This window comes from Streptomyces sp. NPDC001902 (genome assembly GCF_042891295.1).
Taxonomy (GTDB): domain Bacteria; phylum Actinomycetota; class Actinomycetes; order Streptomycetales; family Streptomycetaceae; genus Actinacidiphila.
In genome coordinates this window covers 1-15,023 of record NZ_JBIATA010000036.1, presented here as the reverse complement: position 1 = coordinate 15,023, position 15,023 = coordinate 1, and the positions used below count along the sequence as shown (strand labels likewise).

General features: G+C 74.7%; 15 protein-coding genes. 4 read left to right on the top strand and 11 right to left on the bottom strand.

Features of this window, described 5'->3' with window-relative positions:
* Nucleotides 1–8: 8 nt before the first annotated feature.
* The 6 genes from ACFYYN_RS38320 to ACFYYN_RS38295 all read right to left on the bottom strand — a co-directional run bounded on the left by ACFYYN_RS38320 (nt 9) and on the right by ACFYYN_RS38295 (nt 6,282).
* The gene (locus ACFYYN_RS38320) at nt 9–974 is read right to left on the bottom strand and encodes an RNA polymerase sigma factor (protein ID WP_500549444.1); all 966 of its coding nucleotides are present in this window, start codon (nt 972–974) and stop codon (nt 9–11) included.
* Between the two features lie 84 nt (nt 975–1,058).
* Nucleotides 1,059–1,817 (bottom strand): hypothetical protein, encoded by a 759-nt coding sequence (locus tag ACFYYN_RS38315; RefSeq protein ID WP_500549443.1) that lies wholly within the window; start codon nt 1,815–1,817, stop codon nt 1,059–1,061.
* 234 nt (nt 1,818–2,051) lie between these two features.
* A complete protein-coding gene (locus ACFYYN_RS38310) occupies nt 2,052–2,843 on the bottom strand; it encodes a MerR family transcriptional regulator (protein ID WP_500549442.1) in 792 nt (263 codons plus the stop codon).
* Nucleotides 2,844–3,076: 233 nt separating this feature from the next.
* Complete coding sequence (locus tag ACFYYN_RS38305; RefSeq protein WP_500549441.1) at nt 3,077–3,736, bottom strand: class I SAM-dependent methyltransferase; 660 nt, start codon at nt 3,734–3,736, stop codon at nt 3,077–3,079.
* Nucleotides 3,737–3,761: 25 nt separating this feature from the next.
* Complete coding sequence (locus ACFYYN_RS38300; RefSeq protein WP_500549440.1) at nt 3,762–4,643, bottom strand: diacylglycerol kinase family protein; 882 nt, start codon at nt 4,641–4,643, stop codon at nt 3,762–3,764.
* A 46-nt stretch (nt 4,644–4,689) separates the two neighbouring features.
* Nucleotides 4,690–6,282, bottom strand: coding sequence for an FAD-binding oxidoreductase (locus ACFYYN_RS38295; protein WP_500549439.1), 1,593 nt, complete (start codon nt 6,280–6,282; stop codon nt 4,690–4,692).
* A gap of 73 nt (nt 6,283–6,355) precedes the next feature.
* Between ACFYYN_RS38295 and ACFYYN_RS38290 the strand changes: the two genes are divergently transcribed.
* Together ACFYYN_RS38290 and ACFYYN_RS38285 are read left to right on the top strand one after the other, a co-directional pair.
* On the top strand, nt 6,356–6,955 hold the full coding sequence (locus ACFYYN_RS38290; RefSeq protein ID WP_500332287.1) for a TetR/AcrR family transcriptional regulator: 600 nt from the start codon (nt 6,356–6,358) through the stop codon (nt 6,953–6,955).
* Nucleotides 6,956–6,969: 14 nt separating this feature from the next.
* Nucleotides 6,970–8,541, top strand: a complete 1,572-nt coding sequence (locus ACFYYN_RS38285) for a glycerol-3-phosphate dehydrogenase/oxidase (RefSeq protein ID WP_500549438.1) — start codon at nt 6,970–6,972, stop codon at nt 8,539–8,541.
* Nucleotides 8,542–8,554: 13 nt separating this feature from the next.
* On the opposite strand, the gene ACFYYN_RS38280 is transcribed toward ACFYYN_RS38285, so the two are convergent.
* Nucleotides 8,555–9,202 (bottom strand): TetR/AcrR family transcriptional regulator, encoded by a 648-nt coding sequence (locus ACFYYN_RS38280; protein WP_500549437.1) that lies wholly within the window; start codon nt 9,200–9,202, stop codon nt 8,555–8,557.
* Nucleotides 9,203–9,326: 124 nt separating this feature from the next.
* Here ACFYYN_RS38280 and ACFYYN_RS38275 point away from each other — a divergent pair, with 124 nt between their 5' ends.
* Nucleotides 9,327–9,893, top strand: coding sequence for an ATP-binding protein (locus tag ACFYYN_RS38275; protein ID WP_500549436.1), 567 nt, complete (start codon nt 9,327–9,329; stop codon nt 9,891–9,893).
* 41 nt (nt 9,894–9,934) lie between these two features.
* On the top strand, nt 9,935–10,789 hold the full coding sequence (locus ACFYYN_RS38270; RefSeq protein WP_500549510.1) for a thioesterase family protein: 855 nt from the start codon (nt 9,935–9,937) through the stop codon (nt 10,787–10,789).
* Between the two features lie 34 nt (nt 10,790–10,823).
* On the opposite strand, the gene ACFYYN_RS38265 is transcribed toward ACFYYN_RS38270, so the two are convergent.
* The 4 genes from ACFYYN_RS38265 to ACFYYN_RS38250 all read right to left on the bottom strand — a co-directional run bounded on the left by ACFYYN_RS38265 (nt 10,824) and on the right by ACFYYN_RS38250 (nt 14,471).
* The gene (locus tag ACFYYN_RS38265) at nt 10,824–11,774 is read right to left on the bottom strand and encodes an ornithine cyclodeaminase family protein (RefSeq protein WP_500549435.1); all 951 of its coding nucleotides are present in this window, start codon (nt 11,772–11,774) and stop codon (nt 10,824–10,826) included.
* Nucleotides 11,771–12,904, bottom strand: coding sequence for an aminotransferase class I/II-fold pyridoxal phosphate-dependent enzyme (locus ACFYYN_RS38260; RefSeq protein ID WP_500549434.1), 1,134 nt, complete (start codon nt 12,902–12,904; stop codon nt 11,771–11,773). The genes ACFYYN_RS38265 and ACFYYN_RS38260 overlap by 4 nt, the downstream gene beginning before the upstream one ends.
* On the bottom strand, nt 12,901–13,548 hold the full coding sequence (locus tag ACFYYN_RS38255) for a helix-turn-helix transcriptional regulator (RefSeq protein ID WP_500549433.1): 648 nt from the start codon (nt 13,546–13,548) through the stop codon (nt 12,901–12,903). The genes ACFYYN_RS38260 and ACFYYN_RS38255 overlap by 4 nt, the downstream gene beginning before the upstream one ends.
* Nucleotides 13,549–13,616: 68 nt before the next feature.
* Nucleotides 13,617–14,471, bottom strand: a complete 855-nt coding sequence (locus ACFYYN_RS38250; RefSeq protein WP_500549432.1) for a serine hydrolase — start codon at nt 14,469–14,471, stop codon at nt 13,617–13,619.
* Between the last annotated feature and the right edge of the window lie 552 nt (nt 14,472–15,023).

The following is a 15,023-nucleotide window of genomic DNA, read 5'->3' as shown; positions in this document are numbered from 1 at the left end:
GCCCCGGCTCACGCGGCCGCGGCGCCGGGTACGGGCACGGGGCGGGGGTGGTGCAGGCGCAGGCCGTCGACCCGGCCCGCGGCGTCGTGGGTCATCAGCCAGGCGACGGCGGGCGGGCAGTGCCCCGGGTTGTCCGGCGGGTTGACGATGTCCATCTCCCAGACGGTCAGCGAGCGCCCGGCGACGGCGTGCACGAGGCGCTGGCGGACCCCGGCGGTCAGGTCGGAGTCCATGCCGCGGATCAGCAGGCCCCTGCCCCCCACCCGCTCCCTCCCGCTGAACAGGCCGACCTCGGGTGACCAGCGTTCCCGCAGGAAGCCGGCGAAGTGGCCGCGTTCGGCCGCGGCCAGGGTCTCGTGGGCCTCGGTCCTGCTGGCCCTGGTGCGCCGGGCGCTGTCGTCGTGGGCGCCGTCCGCGGTGTCGGCGAGTGCCTGGGCGAGCTTGGCCCGGGCCTGGCTGAGCCGGCTGCGGACGGTGCCGACGGGAAGCCCGCAGGCCGAGGCGATCTGTTCGTACGAGCTGACGCCGGTGGTGAAGTGGCGCAGTACCAGCGGCAGCCGCAGCGTCGGGGAGAGCTGCTCGATGGCCTCCCAGATCCAGTCCCGCAGCGCGGCGGACTCCAGCCACCGCTCGGGTCCTGAGTCCGCCGCGCGCAGGACGAGGTCGTCGACCGGGCTGGTGGGGGCCGTGCCGCGCAGCAGGGAGCGGGCGTTGTTGCGGACGATCATCCGCAGCCACGGCCCCACCGCGGCGGGATCGCGGACGTCGCCCACGCGGCGCAGCGCCGTCAGCGCGGCGTCCTGCAGCACGTCGTCCACGTCGGGCCCCGGGCCCAGGACGCTCAGGGCGACGGCGCGCATGCCGGCCCGGTGACGCTCCAGGAGGAGACCGAGCGCCGTGACGTCACCCGCCTGCGCGGCCCGGGTGAGCGCCACGTCCTCGGCACGGGCTCCCACGGATTCGTCCAGGCCCATCGCGTCCCTTCCGGCGTTCGTCCCTCTCCAGCGGATGCTACGGCGTCACCGCGGCCATCCGGAAACGCCTCCGCACGGGAGGCCTCAGGGGCCCGCCGGGGGAAGCACCGCCGCACGGCGGCACACGACCGACCAGGTGGCCTGTGCGGGATCGGCGCCCTGCGGCAGCCGGCGGGTTCCGGAGAGGAAGGTCACCGTGCGCCGGCCCTCCAGGTGGCACCAGACGGACATCTCCGACAGGCCTCCGGCCACGGGCTGCTCGTAGAAGTACCACCGGGTGGTGACGTGCCGGTCGTCGCCGAGGAAGGGCTGCTGCAGGAAGCGCTGGGCGCCCGGGGGCAGGTTGCCGAGGAAGTCCCGGGCCTCCCTGGTCAGCTCGGGTTCGGCGCCCTCGGCCTCGGCTGCCGCGGGGGAAGGCGTGGGCGCCGACCGTCTTGAGAGCAGCGAGGCGGCGGCCCCGAGACCGGCGGCGCGTGCCGTGGGGGTCGCCGGGCCGCTCCGGAAGGGCCGGGTGACGAAGGAGTCCGGGTCGAGCCGCAGGGTGCGCACCGAGAGGCCCGGGCCGTCGCCGGGTTCCGCCACGCCGAGGCCCTCGGTGCCGAGCACCACGGCCTGGACCCCGCCGCCGGCCGCCGCGTGCGCCCACCACTCCAGGACGGTGCCCGTCCCGTGCGCCATGCGCGCGCGGACGTATGCGGGCAGCAGGGCCCAGTAGTGGTGCCGGTCGGGTCCCGGGGAGACGCTGAGATCACCGGGCCGGTGCAGCCGTCCCCGCGGCGCTCCCGCCGCCCCGCCCGGACCGCGTGAGAGCGGGCCGTCCGGCCCCCGCGACATCCCGTCCATCGGTCTCCCTCCCCCAACCGGCCGACGTTCCAGCCTAGGTCGTGCCGTCACATGCCCTCCCCCAACCTTCGGCCGGGGGTGCCCCCACCCCGCGGCGCTCCCCCAGCCTTCGGCCGGGGGTGCCCCCACGCTGCGTTGTCGGAGTCGTCCACGTACGTCCAGTACGCGGCCGATCCTCCGCCTTGCGATAGCACGCACCAGCCGCCACGAGCCCCGCCCTCCGGGCGGACGGCGCTATTTGTCAGACACGCCCCAGTCGGCCTCGCGGACCTCCTCCACGTACCGCAGCAGGGCCCGCATCCGGTCCGGGGGCCACGGCAGGTTCCGCGCGAGTTCCTCCCCGCGCTCGTCCCACAGCCGCCGCGCGGCGGCCCTGGTCGCCTCGCCGTCCTCACCCGCGGCGTGGAAGCCCCTCCCCACGGCGTCCCAGCGACCGACCAGGGCCCTGACCTCCCGGTCGTCGGCGGGCGTGCCCGCCTCGACGTGCGACAGCAGCGCCTCCACGAGCCCGGTCCACTCGGTCCTCGCGGCCTCGACGCCCTCCGGGCCGATCTCGGCCCGTCGCGCGGCCAGTTGCTCCCGCTGCCCAGCGGTGAAGTGGGTCTCGAACACGGACATCAACTCCAAGGTCGTCATGAACTCTTCGGGATCGGGCATCGACGTCCCCTCGATCCGCCCGAGGAGCCCGCGGAGCTGCGCGGTGAGCTGCCGGATCCGCCCGGCGTGCGCCTCCAGCGCGGACAGCTGTGCGCTCAGCAGGTCGCGCATCGACCCCAGGTCCTCCCCGCTGTCCGCGAGGACGCGCTGGATCTCGTCCAGCGGCAGCCCGAGCGCGCGCAGTGCTCGCACCCGGTAGAGCCGGCGCACGTCCCGCTCGGTGTAGCGGCGGTGTCCGGCGGCGGTGCGTGCACTCGCCCCGAGCAGGCCGATCTCGTCGTAGTGGCGCAGCGTGCGGATGGTCGTGCCGGTGGCGCGGGCCACCTCGCCGATGCTCCACAGACGCCGGTCGTCGTCGTTCCCGATCACGCCGACAACGCTATGACCTCCCGTTACGGCCGGTTCAAGCCCGCCGCGCGGGCTCCGGCAGGATGACGCGGTGGTCGACTTCGCCGGCGAGCAGGCCGAGGTCGACCACAACGAGCAGGACGAGCTCTCGCTGACGTGGCACAGCGTCGACCCGCGCCGCCTTCCGACGCCCTGGACGAGAACGGACTGGACATCGGTCCTCCCGCGGGGTGACGCAGGAAGGGGCCCGGCCGTCAGGGGCGTTCGGGTTTCTCCGCGAGGAACGTGGCGACGGCGCGTTTCGCGCCCGCACCGGGCTCCTGCACCAGGCGTGCCGTGACGGTGAGACCGGCCTCCTCGAGCAGCGCGGCGATCCGCGGGGCCGGCTGCAAGTGGAGCCCGTACGAGACCGGGTGGCCGCCGTACGCGTGCTCCGGGCGCAGGTGCTCGTCCTCGCCCACCCAGCCGGCAAGCATCAGGTGGCCGCCGGGTGCCAGGACGCGGCAGAACTCGGCGAAGACGACGGGCAGCAGCTCGGGCGGCGTGTGGTGGGTGGAGTAGTAGGCAAGGACGCCGCCCAGTTCGCCGTCGCCGATGTCGAGCGCGGTCATGGACCCCACGGTGAAGCGCAGGTGCGGGTGGGCCCGCCGGGCCAGCTCGACCATGCGCGGCGACAGGTCGACCCCGTACGCGGGCACCCCCAGCCCGGCGAGGTGCGCCGTCACGTAGCCGGGGCCGCACCCCAGGTCCGCCAGCGGGCCCCGGCCGGCCGTGCGCACGGTCTCGGCGAAGGCTGCCAGCATGGCGCGGGAGAGCGGGTCGAGTCCGTCCGGGGTGCTGACCTGTGCGGCGTAGTCGGCGGCGACGGTGTCGTACGACTCCCGGACCGCGGCGAGGTAGGCGTCTTCGGGCACCGGGCGAGCCTACCCATGGCGGGGATCAGCACAGCACGCGGAGTGCTCCCGGGCGGATCCGCGCGGTGACCGGGAGGGCGGCCTCCACCTCGCCGTCCGCGCCGTACGGGACCGCGCGGTCGGCCTCGATGTGGATCTCCTTGCCGCGCACGATCTCGACCTCGGGGCGCTCCACGTGCGCACCGGTCTTGAGTTCGTTCATCAGCGCGAAGAAGAGGCGGCGCGGCGCGTCGTGGATCATGACGACGTCGAGCAGCCCGTCGTCGACCCGGGCGCCGGGCGCGATGGCCCGGCCGGAGCCGTAGTAACCGGAGTTGGCGGCGACGACGGTGTAGCCGCGGCGTTCGTGGACGACTCCGTCGACGGTGACGCGGTAGGCGGCGGCACGCCAGCCGGCCACCGCGCGCAGCCCGCCGGCGTAGTAGGAGGCCGGGCCGCGCAGCAGCCGGGCGGTGTTGGCGTGGTGGTTGGCGACCGCGTCGACGCCTGCGTAGACGCTGCCGAGGACGACGGTCCGGTCGTGGACCGCCGACTCGACCTCGATGGTGTCGACGGCGCGCGGCTCGTCGCGGAGCAGGATCCGGGCGAGTTCGGCGGGCCCGGAGGGCAGGCCGAGGGCGCGCGCGAAGTCGTTGCCACGGCCTGCGGGGACGAGGCCGAGGACGGTGCCGGTCCCGCTGAGGGCGCCGCCGATGCCGCCCACGATGCCGTCGCCGCCGACGGCGAGGACGACGCGGCCGCGCTCGCCGGCCCGGCGCGCCAGGTCCTGGGCGTGCCGGAGGCTGTCGCTGTACACGGTCTCCAGCTCCGCGCCCGCCTCCCGCAGCAGCTTCGCCAGTGGGAGGAGGGCTGCCGCCCCGGTGGAGCCCCCGGCGGTGGGGTTGACGACGGCCGTGAACTGTCGCATGGGTGTGCCTCCGGGGGCGGCGGATCGGCGGGACGGCGGGGCGGGGTCAGCGGGTGGGCAGCAGGATGCCGGGGTTGAGGAGCCCGTCGGGGTCGAGCGCGTCCTTGACGGCGCGCAGGGCCTCGATGCCGAGCGGACCCGCTTCCCGGACGTACCAGTCGCGGTGGTCGGTCCCCACGCCGTGGTGGTGGGTGATGGTGCCGCCCGCGGCGAGGACGGCCTCGTTGGCGGCCTCCTTGGCGGGGGTCCAGTGCGCCACGGGGTCGTCGCCCTGCGCCGAGACGACCGTGAAGTAGAGCGAGGCGCCGTTCTCGTAGACGTGCGAGATATGGCACATGACCAGCGGCGGGGTGCCGGCCGCGGCCAGCGTCGCGGTGAGCGCCTCGCGCACGGACTCGTACAGCTCGGGGATCCGGGACCAGAAGGTGGCGGTCTCCAGGGTCTCGGCGAAGGCGCCCGCGTCGAGCAGCGAGTCCCGCAGGTAGGGGGCGGAGTACCGGCCGTGGGCCCAGCGCTCGCCGGGCTCCTCGCCCAGGTACGCGCCGCCGCACTCGCGCAGTACGGCCGCGGCCTGCTCCCGGCGCAGGGCGGTGTCCTCCGCGGTGCCCTCGTAACCGGCGATCGCCGTGCAGCCCGCGGACGCGGCCCCGTCCGAGCCGATCGCGTCGGGCTGGGCGAGGCCGACCATCGTCTCGGTCTCGTCGGACAGGCGCAGCACCGTGGGGCGGGGGCCGTCCTGGGCGAGCCGGCGCAGGGCCGCGGCGCCCTCGGCGAAGGAGGCGAAGCGCCAGCCCTCGTAGACCTTGACCTGGGGAAGCGGGCGTATCCGCACCGTCACGGAGGTGATGACGCCCAGCGCGCCCTCGGAGCCGAGGATCAGCTGGCGCAGGTCGGGGCCGGCCGCGGAGCGGGGGGCGCGGCCGGCGTCGAGGGTGCCCTGCGGGGTGGCGACGGTCAGACCCAGCACCATCTCGTCGAAGCGGCCGTAGCCCGCGGAGGCCTGGCCGCTGGAGCGGGCGGCGGCGAATCCGCCGATGGTGGCCCACTCGTAGGACTGGGGGAAGTGGCCCAGGGTGAAGCCCTGTTCGGCCAGGAGCGCCTCGGCGTCGGGGGCGCGCAGCCCCGGCTGCAGGATCGCTGTCCGCGAGACGGGGTCCAGCGACAGCAGACGGTTCATGCGGCGCAGGTCCAGGGCGACGAAGGGGCGCCGCCCCTGCGGGGCGAGGCCCCCGACGACGGAGGTGCCGCCGCCGAAGGGGACGACGGCGAGGCCGTGTTCGGCGCAGACGGCGAGGACGGCCAGGACCTCGTCGTGGCCGGCGGGCAGCACGACGGCCGCCGGGGTGTCGTCGACGTCGCCGCCGCGGATGCGCAGCAGGTCGGGGGTGGACTTGCCGCGCGTGTGGCGGATCCGGGTCTCGGCGTCCGTGCGCACGTGGGCCGGGTCGCCCACGCAGTCGGCGAGGTCCTGCCGGGCCTCGTCGGTGAGGGGGGACCCGGGTACGGCGACGTCCTCCAGGGCGGCGGGTTCCGCGCCGCGGGGTTTCACGCCCAGCAGATCGCGCAGCAGGCCGATCACGGTGTCGGGCAGCGGGGCCGCTTTGGCCGGGTCGCCCCAGCCGCTCCACAACATGTCCACGGGCTCGTCCTCACCGGTCGTTTCTGGGGGTGCCGTCTCCTGCGTCCCCCACAGGGGCGTTACACTGTGACACATGGCGCCTATTCGTCACAACAGCTCGGACAGCGACCCGGTGCTCGACGCGGTCCGCGACTGCGTCCTGGCCGTCGGCGTCCGCCGCACGACCCTGACCGACGTGGCCCGCCGGGCCGGCGTGTCCCGCATGACGCTCTACCGGCGGTGGCCCGACGTGCGCACGCTCGTCGGCGACCTGATGACCCGTGAGTGGGTCTCGGTCGCGGTGGACGCGATGCCCGAGCGGCACGAGGGCACGAGCATCCGGACGTACATGGTCGAGGGACTGGTGGCGGGGGTGCGCGCTTTCCGCCGCCACCCGCTGTTCGTCAAGATCCTCGACGTCGACCCCGAACTGCTCCTCCCCTATGTGCTGGACCGCCGCGGCGCCAGCCAGGACGCACTGCTGGAACGGATCGCCGGCGCCCTGGAGGAGGGCCACGCCGACGGCTCGGTCCGCGCCGGTCACGTCACCCGGCAGGCCCGTTCCGTGCTGCTGGTCGTCCAGTCGTTCACGCTCTCGTTGCGCACCATGACCGACGAGGACGACCCCGACCTGACCTCCGCGGCCTTCCTCGGGGAGTTGCGGGACATCCTGGAGAGGACCCTCGCCCCATGAGTTCCATGAGTTCCATGAGCCCCATGAGTTCCATGAGCAGCCCGGCCCCCTCCCCCGCGTCCTCGCTCAGCGCCGCGCGGCGCGCCCGCGAGCTGGCGGAACTGGCCGCCGGCGAGCAGGTGGACGTCCTGGTCGTCGGCCTCGGCGCCACCGGCGCGGGCGCGGCCCTCGACGCGGCGTCCCGCGGGCTGTCGGTCGCCGCGATCGACGCCCACGACCTGGCCTTCGGCACCTCCCGGTGGAGCTCCAAGCTGATCCACGGCGGCCTGCGCTACCTGGCTTCCGGCCAGTTGGACGTCGCGTACGAGAGCGCGGTGGAACGCGGCGTGCTGATGGAGCGCACCGCCCCCCACCTCGTCCGCGCCCAGCCCTTCGTGCTGCCGCTGACCCCGCTGGTCTCGCGCGGGCAGGCCGCACTGGCCTGGTCCGGTTTCCGGGCCGGCGACGCGCTGCGCCTGTCGGCGCGGACGGCGCGGGCCACTCTCCCGGCGCCGCGCCGGCTGTCCGCGGTGGAGACCCGGCACCTCGCCCCCGCCCTGCGCACCGCGGGGCTGCGCGGCGGCCTGCTGTCCTGGGACGGCCAACTCGCCGACGACGCCCGCCTGGTGACCGCGATCGCCCGGACCGCCGCGGCGCACGGGGCGCGTGTCCTCACGCGGGTGCGCGCGGTCTCGCTCAACGGCTCGGGCGCCGTCGTACGCGACGAGCTGACCGGCGAGGAGCACACGATCCGGGCCCGTGCGGTGGTCAACGCCTCCGGCGTGTGGGCGGGCGGCCTGGTCGACGGCGTACGGCTGCGTCCGTCCCGGGGCACTCACCTGGTGCTGCGCTCGGAGGGCCTCGGCGGCCTGCCCGCGGGCCTGCACATACCGATCCCCGGGGAGTCCAACCGGTTCGTGCTCGTCCTGCCGCAGAGCGACGGCCGGGTGTACGTGGGGCTCACCGACGAGCCGGTCGGCGGAGCCGTCCCCGACGTGCCGGAGGTGCCCGAGACGGACATCGGCTTCCTGCTCGACGTGCTCGGCACGGCGCTCGACGTCCCCGTCCACCGCGACGACGTGGTGGGGGCGTTCGCCGGACTGCGCCCGCTGCTCGACACCTCCGCCGACGGCTCGGGCCGTACCGCCGACATCTCGCGCAAGCACGCGGTGCTCACCTCCGCCGAGGGCGTGGTGACCGTCGTCGGCGGCAAGCTGACGACCTACCGCCGCATGGCCCAGGACGCGGTCGACGCCGCCGTCACGGCCCGCGGGCTCGGCGCCGCCCCCTGCCGCACCACGTCGCTGCCGCTCGTGGGCGCCGCAGCGCCGCACGTGCTCACCGGCCTGCAGGCCCCGCGCCGCCTGGTGCAGCGCTACGGAACCGAGGCCCCCGCCGTGCACGCCCTCGGGGCCGCCGATCCCGCCCTGCGGGAGCCGGTCGTGCCCGGTCACCCCGTCACGCGCGCGGAGTTGGTGTGGGCCGTACGCCACGAGGGGGCGCTCGACACCGGCGACCTCCTCGACCGGCGCACCCGCGTGGGCCTCGTCCCGGCCGACCGCGAGACGGCGCTGCAGGCGGCGGAGGAGGCACTGGCCGGGGCGTGAACCCCGCCCGGGGTCACGGGACGGCGGCGGCCCCCTGGGCGCGGTCCGGGGCACGCCAGCCGGCTTCGAGGCGGTCCAGGAGCGTACGGAACGCGGGGTCCGCTCGCTCCTCGTCCTCCTCCATCAGGGAGGCGAGCAGGAGCCCGAAGACGGCGTCCACCAGGACGGATGCCTCGATGCGCGCACGCGCCCGCGCCATGCCCACGCCTTCGAAGACGGGGATGAGGAGCCCGGTCCACTCGGTGAGCAGTCCGCGCATGTGGGGGCCGTAGCGATCGGGTCTCAGCACGGTGCCTGCCATCAGTTCGAAGTACAGCGGCAGCAGCGCACGGCGCTCGGGGCTGCGGATCTCCTGCCACAACGCCTCCGCCAGGCGGCGCATCCCCTCCGCGTCCCGTGGCGTGCCGGCCACCGCGAGGACCTCGCGGAAGCGCAGGACCGGACGGCTCGCGTCCAGGGCGAGGGCCTCGGCGACCAGGCGTTCCTTGCTGCCGAAGTAGTAGAGGAGCATCCGGTCGCTGGTGCCCAGCGCCTTGGCCATCGGCCGCAGGGACAGGTCCGCCAGGCCGTGCGCGACCACGTACTCCCGTACGCGGTCCAGGAGTTCCCGCCGCTTGCCGGCATCGGCCCGTCGCGGCATGACATCCTCCCAGGAGTCCATATTGATAGCTTTTGGATGCTTCTTTACCGTAGCACCCGCTACATGTATATTTGGTAGATGTAGCGGGTGCTACAGGAAAGGCTCTCGCGCCTGGCACCCCCGGCAGCGGAAGGGAATGATCACCATGGCCGCCCAGGCCATCGGCACGGACGGGACGCGCACCCAGGCGTCCTGGCTCGCCCGGCAGCTCAGGCTGTGGTCACGCACCCTGGAACCGGTGCGCCCCCTGCACGCTCCGGCCGGACGCGCCACCACCCGGGACGCCTCCTGGCCGCTGGAGCACGAGCTGACCTCGGTGGGCCGTGCCCGCGGGCTGGCCACGGCGCAGGCCGGCGCATGGGGCCTCGGCGACCTGGCCGACACGGTGGAGCTCCTGGTCAGCGAACTGGTCACCAACGCCCTGCGGCACGCGCGCGGTCCGGTGCGGATGAACCTGCGCGTCGCGCAGGCGCACCTGCGGTGCGAGGTCGAGGACATCAGCTCCCGGGCCGCGGTCCGGCGCGTCGCCGACACCGACGCGGAGGGCGGGCGCGGCATGGAGATCCTGGACCTGCTCAGCGACGCCTGGGGCTCGGAGCTGACGGCGACCGGCAAGACGACGTGGTTCGAACTGTCGCTGGGCGCCGCCTGGAAGGACGCCCGCGAAGCCCCCTCCCACCAGCGCCGTGACACCGGACTTACCCACCAGTAGCCTCTACTGCGTCGTCAGCGGGCGGGAGAGCAGCGGTGAGCATGCCGGACCACAGTGATGTCGAGGCCTTCTTCGAGCGGGTGGCGGACGAGCGCTTCGTCCCGACCGGGTACACGCGCGGCCCCTGGGACGCCGCGAGCCAGCACGCCGGGCCGCCCGCGGCCCTGCTCGGCCGCGCGGTGCAGACGCGTCCGGGCGCCCGCGAGGACATGCGCCTTGTCCGGATCACCTTCGAGATCCACAGCCCGGTGCCGCTCGCCCCGCTCACCGTGACCACCCGCGTGCTGCGCGAGGGGCGCAGCGTGGAACTGGTCGAGGCCTCCCTGTCGCCCGACGGGGGCGCGGAGATCATGCGGGCGCGGGCCCTGCGCATCCGCACCGCGCCCGGCACCGTCCCTGCCGCGGGCCCCACCACGGATCCCGGCGCCGCCGCGGAACCCGCCGTTCCCGGACCCGCCGTTCCCGGACCCGCGCAGGCCCGCCCCGAGCCGTTCTTCCCCGTGCCGTGGGACACCGGCTACCACACGGCCATGGAGACCCGCTTCGCCGCCGGTTCCTTCCTCGACCGCGGCCCCGCCACCTGCTGGCTGCGGATGCGCGTCCCGCTCGTCGCGGGCGAGAAGACCGCTCCCCTGGACCGTGTCCTGGTCGCGGCGGACTCCGGCAACGGCGTGAGCAACGTGCTGGACTTCTCCGAGCACCTCTTCGTCAACCCCGACCTCACCGTCCACCTCCACCGCCACCCCGCCGGCGAGTGGGTCTGCCTCGATGCCCGCACCACCGTCGACCCGTACGGCGTGGGCATGGCCGAGGCCTCCCTCCACGACGAACAGGGCCCCATCGGCCGCAGCGTGCAGAGCCTGTTCGTCGCCCCGCGTCGCGGCGCCTCGGCCTGACCCCGCCCCGGGGAAGCGGTCCTCCGACGGGACGTCAGCCGAGGAGCTCCCGGACCACCGCCGAGGCGACGGCGGCGTCGAGGGCCCCGACGCCTGTGAGGTCGGCGATCGTCACGGTGGCGTCGGTGCGGTCCCTGCGGTCAGGTGGGGTGCGGAGCAGGGCCCCGAGAGGGACGTCGGCGTCGTGCGGGACCGCGCCCGCTCGGACGGCGTGCGCGAGGTCGCCGTGGTGGAGGCACTGTTCGTGGTCGTCCGTGGCGATGACGGCGGCACGGGCGAAGAGCGTGGGCGGCAGCTCGTTCTTGTGCGGCATGTCCGCGCCGACGGCGGTGACGTGCGCGCCGGGGCGGACCGCGCCGGCGTCCAGCACCGGGGAGGTGGCGGGCGTGGCGGTGACGACGATGTCGGCGCCCGCGGCCTCCGCGGCGGAGGCGGGGCCGGCGCTCAGCCCGTGGGCGGCCAGGTGCTCGCAGAGGGCGGCCGCCCGGCCCCCGTCACGGCCGTGGACGAGGACCCGGCCGACGGGGCGCAGCATCGCCAGCCACCGCACCTGCAGCCGGGCCTGCTCGCCGGTGCCGAACACCCCCACGCTGCGGGCTTCGGGGCGGGCCAGGGCGTGGCCGGCGAGGGCTCCGGCGGCTGCCGTGCGCCAGGCCGTGAGGCGTCCGCCGTCGTCGAGGACGGCGCGGACCCGGCCGGTGTGGGCGCTGATGACGCAGACCAGGCCGTGGTTGACGGGTTCGCCGCGCTCCGGGTTGCGGTAGAAGCCGGAGGCGATCTTCACGGTGAAGTCGTCGGACCCGTCGATCCAGCCCGTCTTCACGTGGCAGTCGCCGTCCGCGGCGGGGAACGTCAGATGGGTGGGCGGCGGCACGGTGGTGCGGCCGGCCGCGTGGGCGATCAGCGCGGCACGGACCGCGTCCAGCACCAGCGCGGGCCGCGCGGCGGCCTCGATCTCCTCGGGGCCCAGGACGGGGACGGTCATCGGCGCGCTCGCAGCCAGCCGGCGAGGGCGTCGAGTCCGGGGGCCGGGTCGCGGCGCCCGACGCCGACGCGGAAGCGGTCGGCGGGCGTATCGGTGAGCTCGGAGCGGTAGATGCTCGCGGGCAGCAGCAGGACCCCGGCCTGCTCGACGAGTTCGGTGCAGAAGCGTTCCACGCCGTCGGCGCCGAGGTAGCGGGGGTAGGCGACGCAGCCGCCGTCCGGGGCGCGCCAGCTGAACAGGTCGTCGAACTCGGCGAAGAAGGCGTCGAAGAGCGGGAGGTTGGCGGCGATCAGGGCGCGGTTGCGGTCCAGGATCCGGTCGCGGGCCTTGAGGGCGATCCGGGCGAGCACCTCGCTGGGCGCGGCGTTGCAGATCGTGGTGTAGTGCTTGGCCCGCTCCAGGCGCGAGCGCAACTCCCGGTCCCGGCAGGCGATCCAGCCGATCCGCAGCCCGGGCAGGCCGAGCGACTTGGACGTGACGTTCAGCGACAGCGCCCGTTCCGACAGGTCGGCGGCCTGGGACAGGGTGCGGGCCGGGTCGCGTTCGAGGCCGCGGTAGACCTCGTCGCTGAACAGGTGGATGCCGCGTTCGTCGCAGAGCTCGGCCAGGCGCGCGAAGTCGGCGGCGTCGATGACCTTGCCGGTCGGGTTGTTGGGGAAGTTGACGGACACGACGCGGGTGGTGGGGCGGAGCGCCGCGGCCACCCGGTCCACGTCCAGGGCCCAGTCCCGCTCGGGGTCGAGCGGCACGCCCGTCACCTCGCACAGGGAGAGCGGCACGGTCTCCGCGGCCTGGTAGTTGGGGGTGACGACGACGGCGTGGTCGCCGGGGCCGAGGAGCACCTGCATCGCGAGGTAGAGCGCCTCCTCCGCGCCTGCGAAGCAGATCACGTCGTCGGCGCCCGCCCGTTCGTACGTTGCGGCGATCGCCTCGCGCAACCCGGGGTCGCCGAAGGTCCGGGTGTAGCCGAGCGAGAGCGTCTCCCAGGCGTGCCGGTCCTCGGCGTCGGCGAGTTCCAGCAGTTCGGGGAGGGTCATGGTCTGCGCGTCCGAGGCGGTCAAGTGATGACGGACGGTGAACTCCCAGCGGGAGAAGTACGTTTCCAGCCGGAAGTCGGGAAGTCGGCTCACGGGCGCTTCCTCTGCGCTTTGAGGTCGGCGAGCAGGGCGTAGACGGTGGAGCGGGACGCCTGCAGGGCGCCGGCCACGACGGGCACGGCGCGGCGCATCGTGAACACCCCGGCCCGGTCGAGCTCCTCGAGGATCGCGAGGCGGTCCTCGCGGCCGAGGCGGTCCACCGGGCAGCCCCGGTCACGGGTGTAGGTGCCGACGGTCCGCTGCACGTGCTCGGTCCAGTCCTGCTCGAAGAGCGGCTCGGGGTGCGGCACGGTGGGCGCGGCGAAGGCGGAGAGCACCGAGGCCGCCTGCTCCAGCGGGGTCCGGTCGAGGTTGACGCACAGCACCGCGGAGGGCCGGCCGTCGCCGTCCCGCAGGACCGCGCTGACGGACGAGAGCCGGCGCCCGTCGGCGAGCAGCTTCTCGTACGGGCCGTACACGTCGTGCGCCGACGGGTCCAGCCGCTCCAGCTCGCCCAGCAGCGAGGGGTCGCCGGCGGTACGCCGCGACATGGGGTTCCAGATGCCCAGCACGCGGTCGTCGGCCACGTCGTGCAGGACCACCTCGGCGTACGGGCTCAGCAGCAGGGCCGCGGCCTGGCAGACCGGGGCCCACTGCCGTACCCGGGGGTCACTCTCGTCGAGTCGCGCCTTCTCCATGGCTGGACTTTACGTCCAGGCTGGACATTCAGTCCAGTCCCTGCGCGGAGGGACGCGGCGGGGGCTTCCTAGGCCGCGCCGAGGTCCCCGTGGATCGCACGGGAGACGCCCTCGACGGTGGCGATGCCGGAGGCCATCGTCGCGTCGCCGTCGGTGAGGACGGTGATGCTGTAGTCGTGCCCACCGCCGGTGAAGGCGCCCAGGCTGTGCACCCGCCAACCGTGGATGGCGCGGGAGAGCCAGCCGTTCTTGACGTGGATGACCGCGGAGTCCGGGGCGCCCGCGGGGGTGCCCCAGCGCTGGGAGGGGACGACCTCGTTCATCAGCTTGAGGGCGTAGGCGCGCGCGTTGTCGCCGAGCACGGCGTTCGGTGCCGTGAGCAGGTCCATCAGCTTCTGCTCGTCCCCGGCGGTGATCTGGGTGAGACCCCAGGCCCCGGCGCCGCCCGGCACCGTGTGGCTCATCCCGGCGGCGGACAGGAAGTCGTTGACCTTGGCGACGCCGAGCTGCTTCCACAGCGCGGTCGTGGCGTCGTTGTCCGACTTCGTGATCATGGCGGTGGCGAGCCCGGCCTCACGGGAGGTGAGGTGGCGGTGGTGCTGCTGCACGTCCCGCAGCAGGGTCGCCAGGACGATGACCTTGACCGTGCTGGCGGAGTCGAAGTGCTGGTCCGCGCGGAGGGTGCACGACGTGCCGGTCGCGCGGTCGTGCACGGACACGGCCGTACGGGCGGTGCCGCCGTCCAGCGCCGACGTGATGTCCCGCTGCAGTTTCGCGGCCAGTCCGGGCGCCGCCGAGCTGCAGCTCACCTGGGGCGTCGCGGCGGCGGCCTCCGCCGTCGCGGCTCCTGCCGCCACGGGGACCGCCACGCCTGCGAGGACCGCGGCGGCCAGGGCGCGCCGGAATATTCGGGTATGACCCATGTCACTCCGTCCATCGGGTTGCTGCCGGCCGGGCTGACTGCCCAGTGTGGGCGGACGGTTGGGCAGGACGGGATGTGACGTCGGCTACGTCCGGCCGGGGCGGCGAGGACCTCGGCGGGCGCTTCGCGGCCACGCCCCCGGGTGGCCGGACGGTTCACGGGGAAGCCCTCGGGGACCGTCGCGCGGCCGTGACGTGACGCCGTTCCGCGCCGCGGTCCTGGCGTGCCCGATGCCCCAAGTGCGGTGACGCGACGCGCCGTTGTCAGCCGGCCGGCCAGGCGGAGGCGACCGCTGCAGGCCGTTGCCGCCACCCGGGAGGGCGACCGCCACTCTGGTCGCGGACGGCCTCCTGGGGGCGTTCCCGCATCGGGCCTCGCAGCACCGCCCGAACCATACCGATATGACCTGAATGTGATGAAGGTCGCAGCCCGTCCGCACAGAGGGACGACCACGTCATCCCTCGGGGTGGTTGAGTTCGACGTCGAAGCCGTCCTGGTGGCCGGCCGTGGCGTCGTTGCCGACGGTGACCTGGGTGGCCACCGGCGGGTATCC

What these genes read in the sequence shown, in the direction of transcription:
- ACFYYN_RS38255 (WP_500549433.1), bottom strand. Translation starts at nt 13,548, where the DNA reads ATGGAGAAGGCGCGACTCGACGAGAGTGACCCCCGGGTACGGCAGTGG.
- ACFYYN_RS38285 (WP_500549438.1), top strand. Translation starts at nt 6,970, where the DNA reads ATGAGCCCCATGAGTTCCATGAGCAGCCCGGCCCCCTCCCCCGCGTCC.
- ACFYYN_RS38270 (WP_500549510.1), top strand. Translation starts at nt 9,935, where the DNA reads ATGCCGGACCACAGTGATGTCGAGGCCTTCTTCGAGCGGGTGGCGGAC.
- ACFYYN_RS38320 (WP_500549444.1), bottom strand. Translation starts at nt 974, where the DNA reads ATGGGCCTGGACGAATCCGTGGGAGCCCGTGCCGAGGACGTGGCGCTC.
- ACFYYN_RS38315 (WP_500549443.1), bottom strand. Translation starts at nt 1,817, where the DNA reads ATGGACGGGATGTCGCGGGGGCCGGACGGCCCGCTCTCACGCGGTCCG.
- ACFYYN_RS38280 (WP_500549437.1), bottom strand. Translation starts at nt 9,202, where the DNA reads ATGGACTCCTGGGAGGATGTCATGCCGCGACGGGCCGATGCCGGCAAG.
- ACFYYN_RS38290 (WP_500332287.1), top strand. Translation starts at nt 6,356, where the DNA reads ATGGCGCCTATTCGTCACAACAGCTCGGACAGCGACCCGGTGCTCGAC.
- ACFYYN_RS38300 (WP_500549440.1), bottom strand. Translation starts at nt 4,643, where the DNA reads ATGCGACAGTTCACGGCCGTCGTCAACCCCACCGCCGGGGGCTCCACC.
- ACFYYN_RS38265 (WP_500549435.1), bottom strand. Translation starts at nt 11,774, where the DNA reads ATGACCGTCCCCGTCCTGGGCCCCGAGGAGATCGAGGCCGCCGCGCGG.
- ACFYYN_RS38250 (WP_500549432.1), bottom strand. Translation starts at nt 14,471, where the DNA reads ATGGGTCATACCCGAATATTCCGGCGCGCCCTGGCCGCCGCGGTCCTC.
- ACFYYN_RS38275 (WP_500549436.1), top strand. Translation starts at nt 9,327, where the DNA reads ATGGCCGCCCAGGCCATCGGCACGGACGGGACGCGCACCCAGGCGTCC.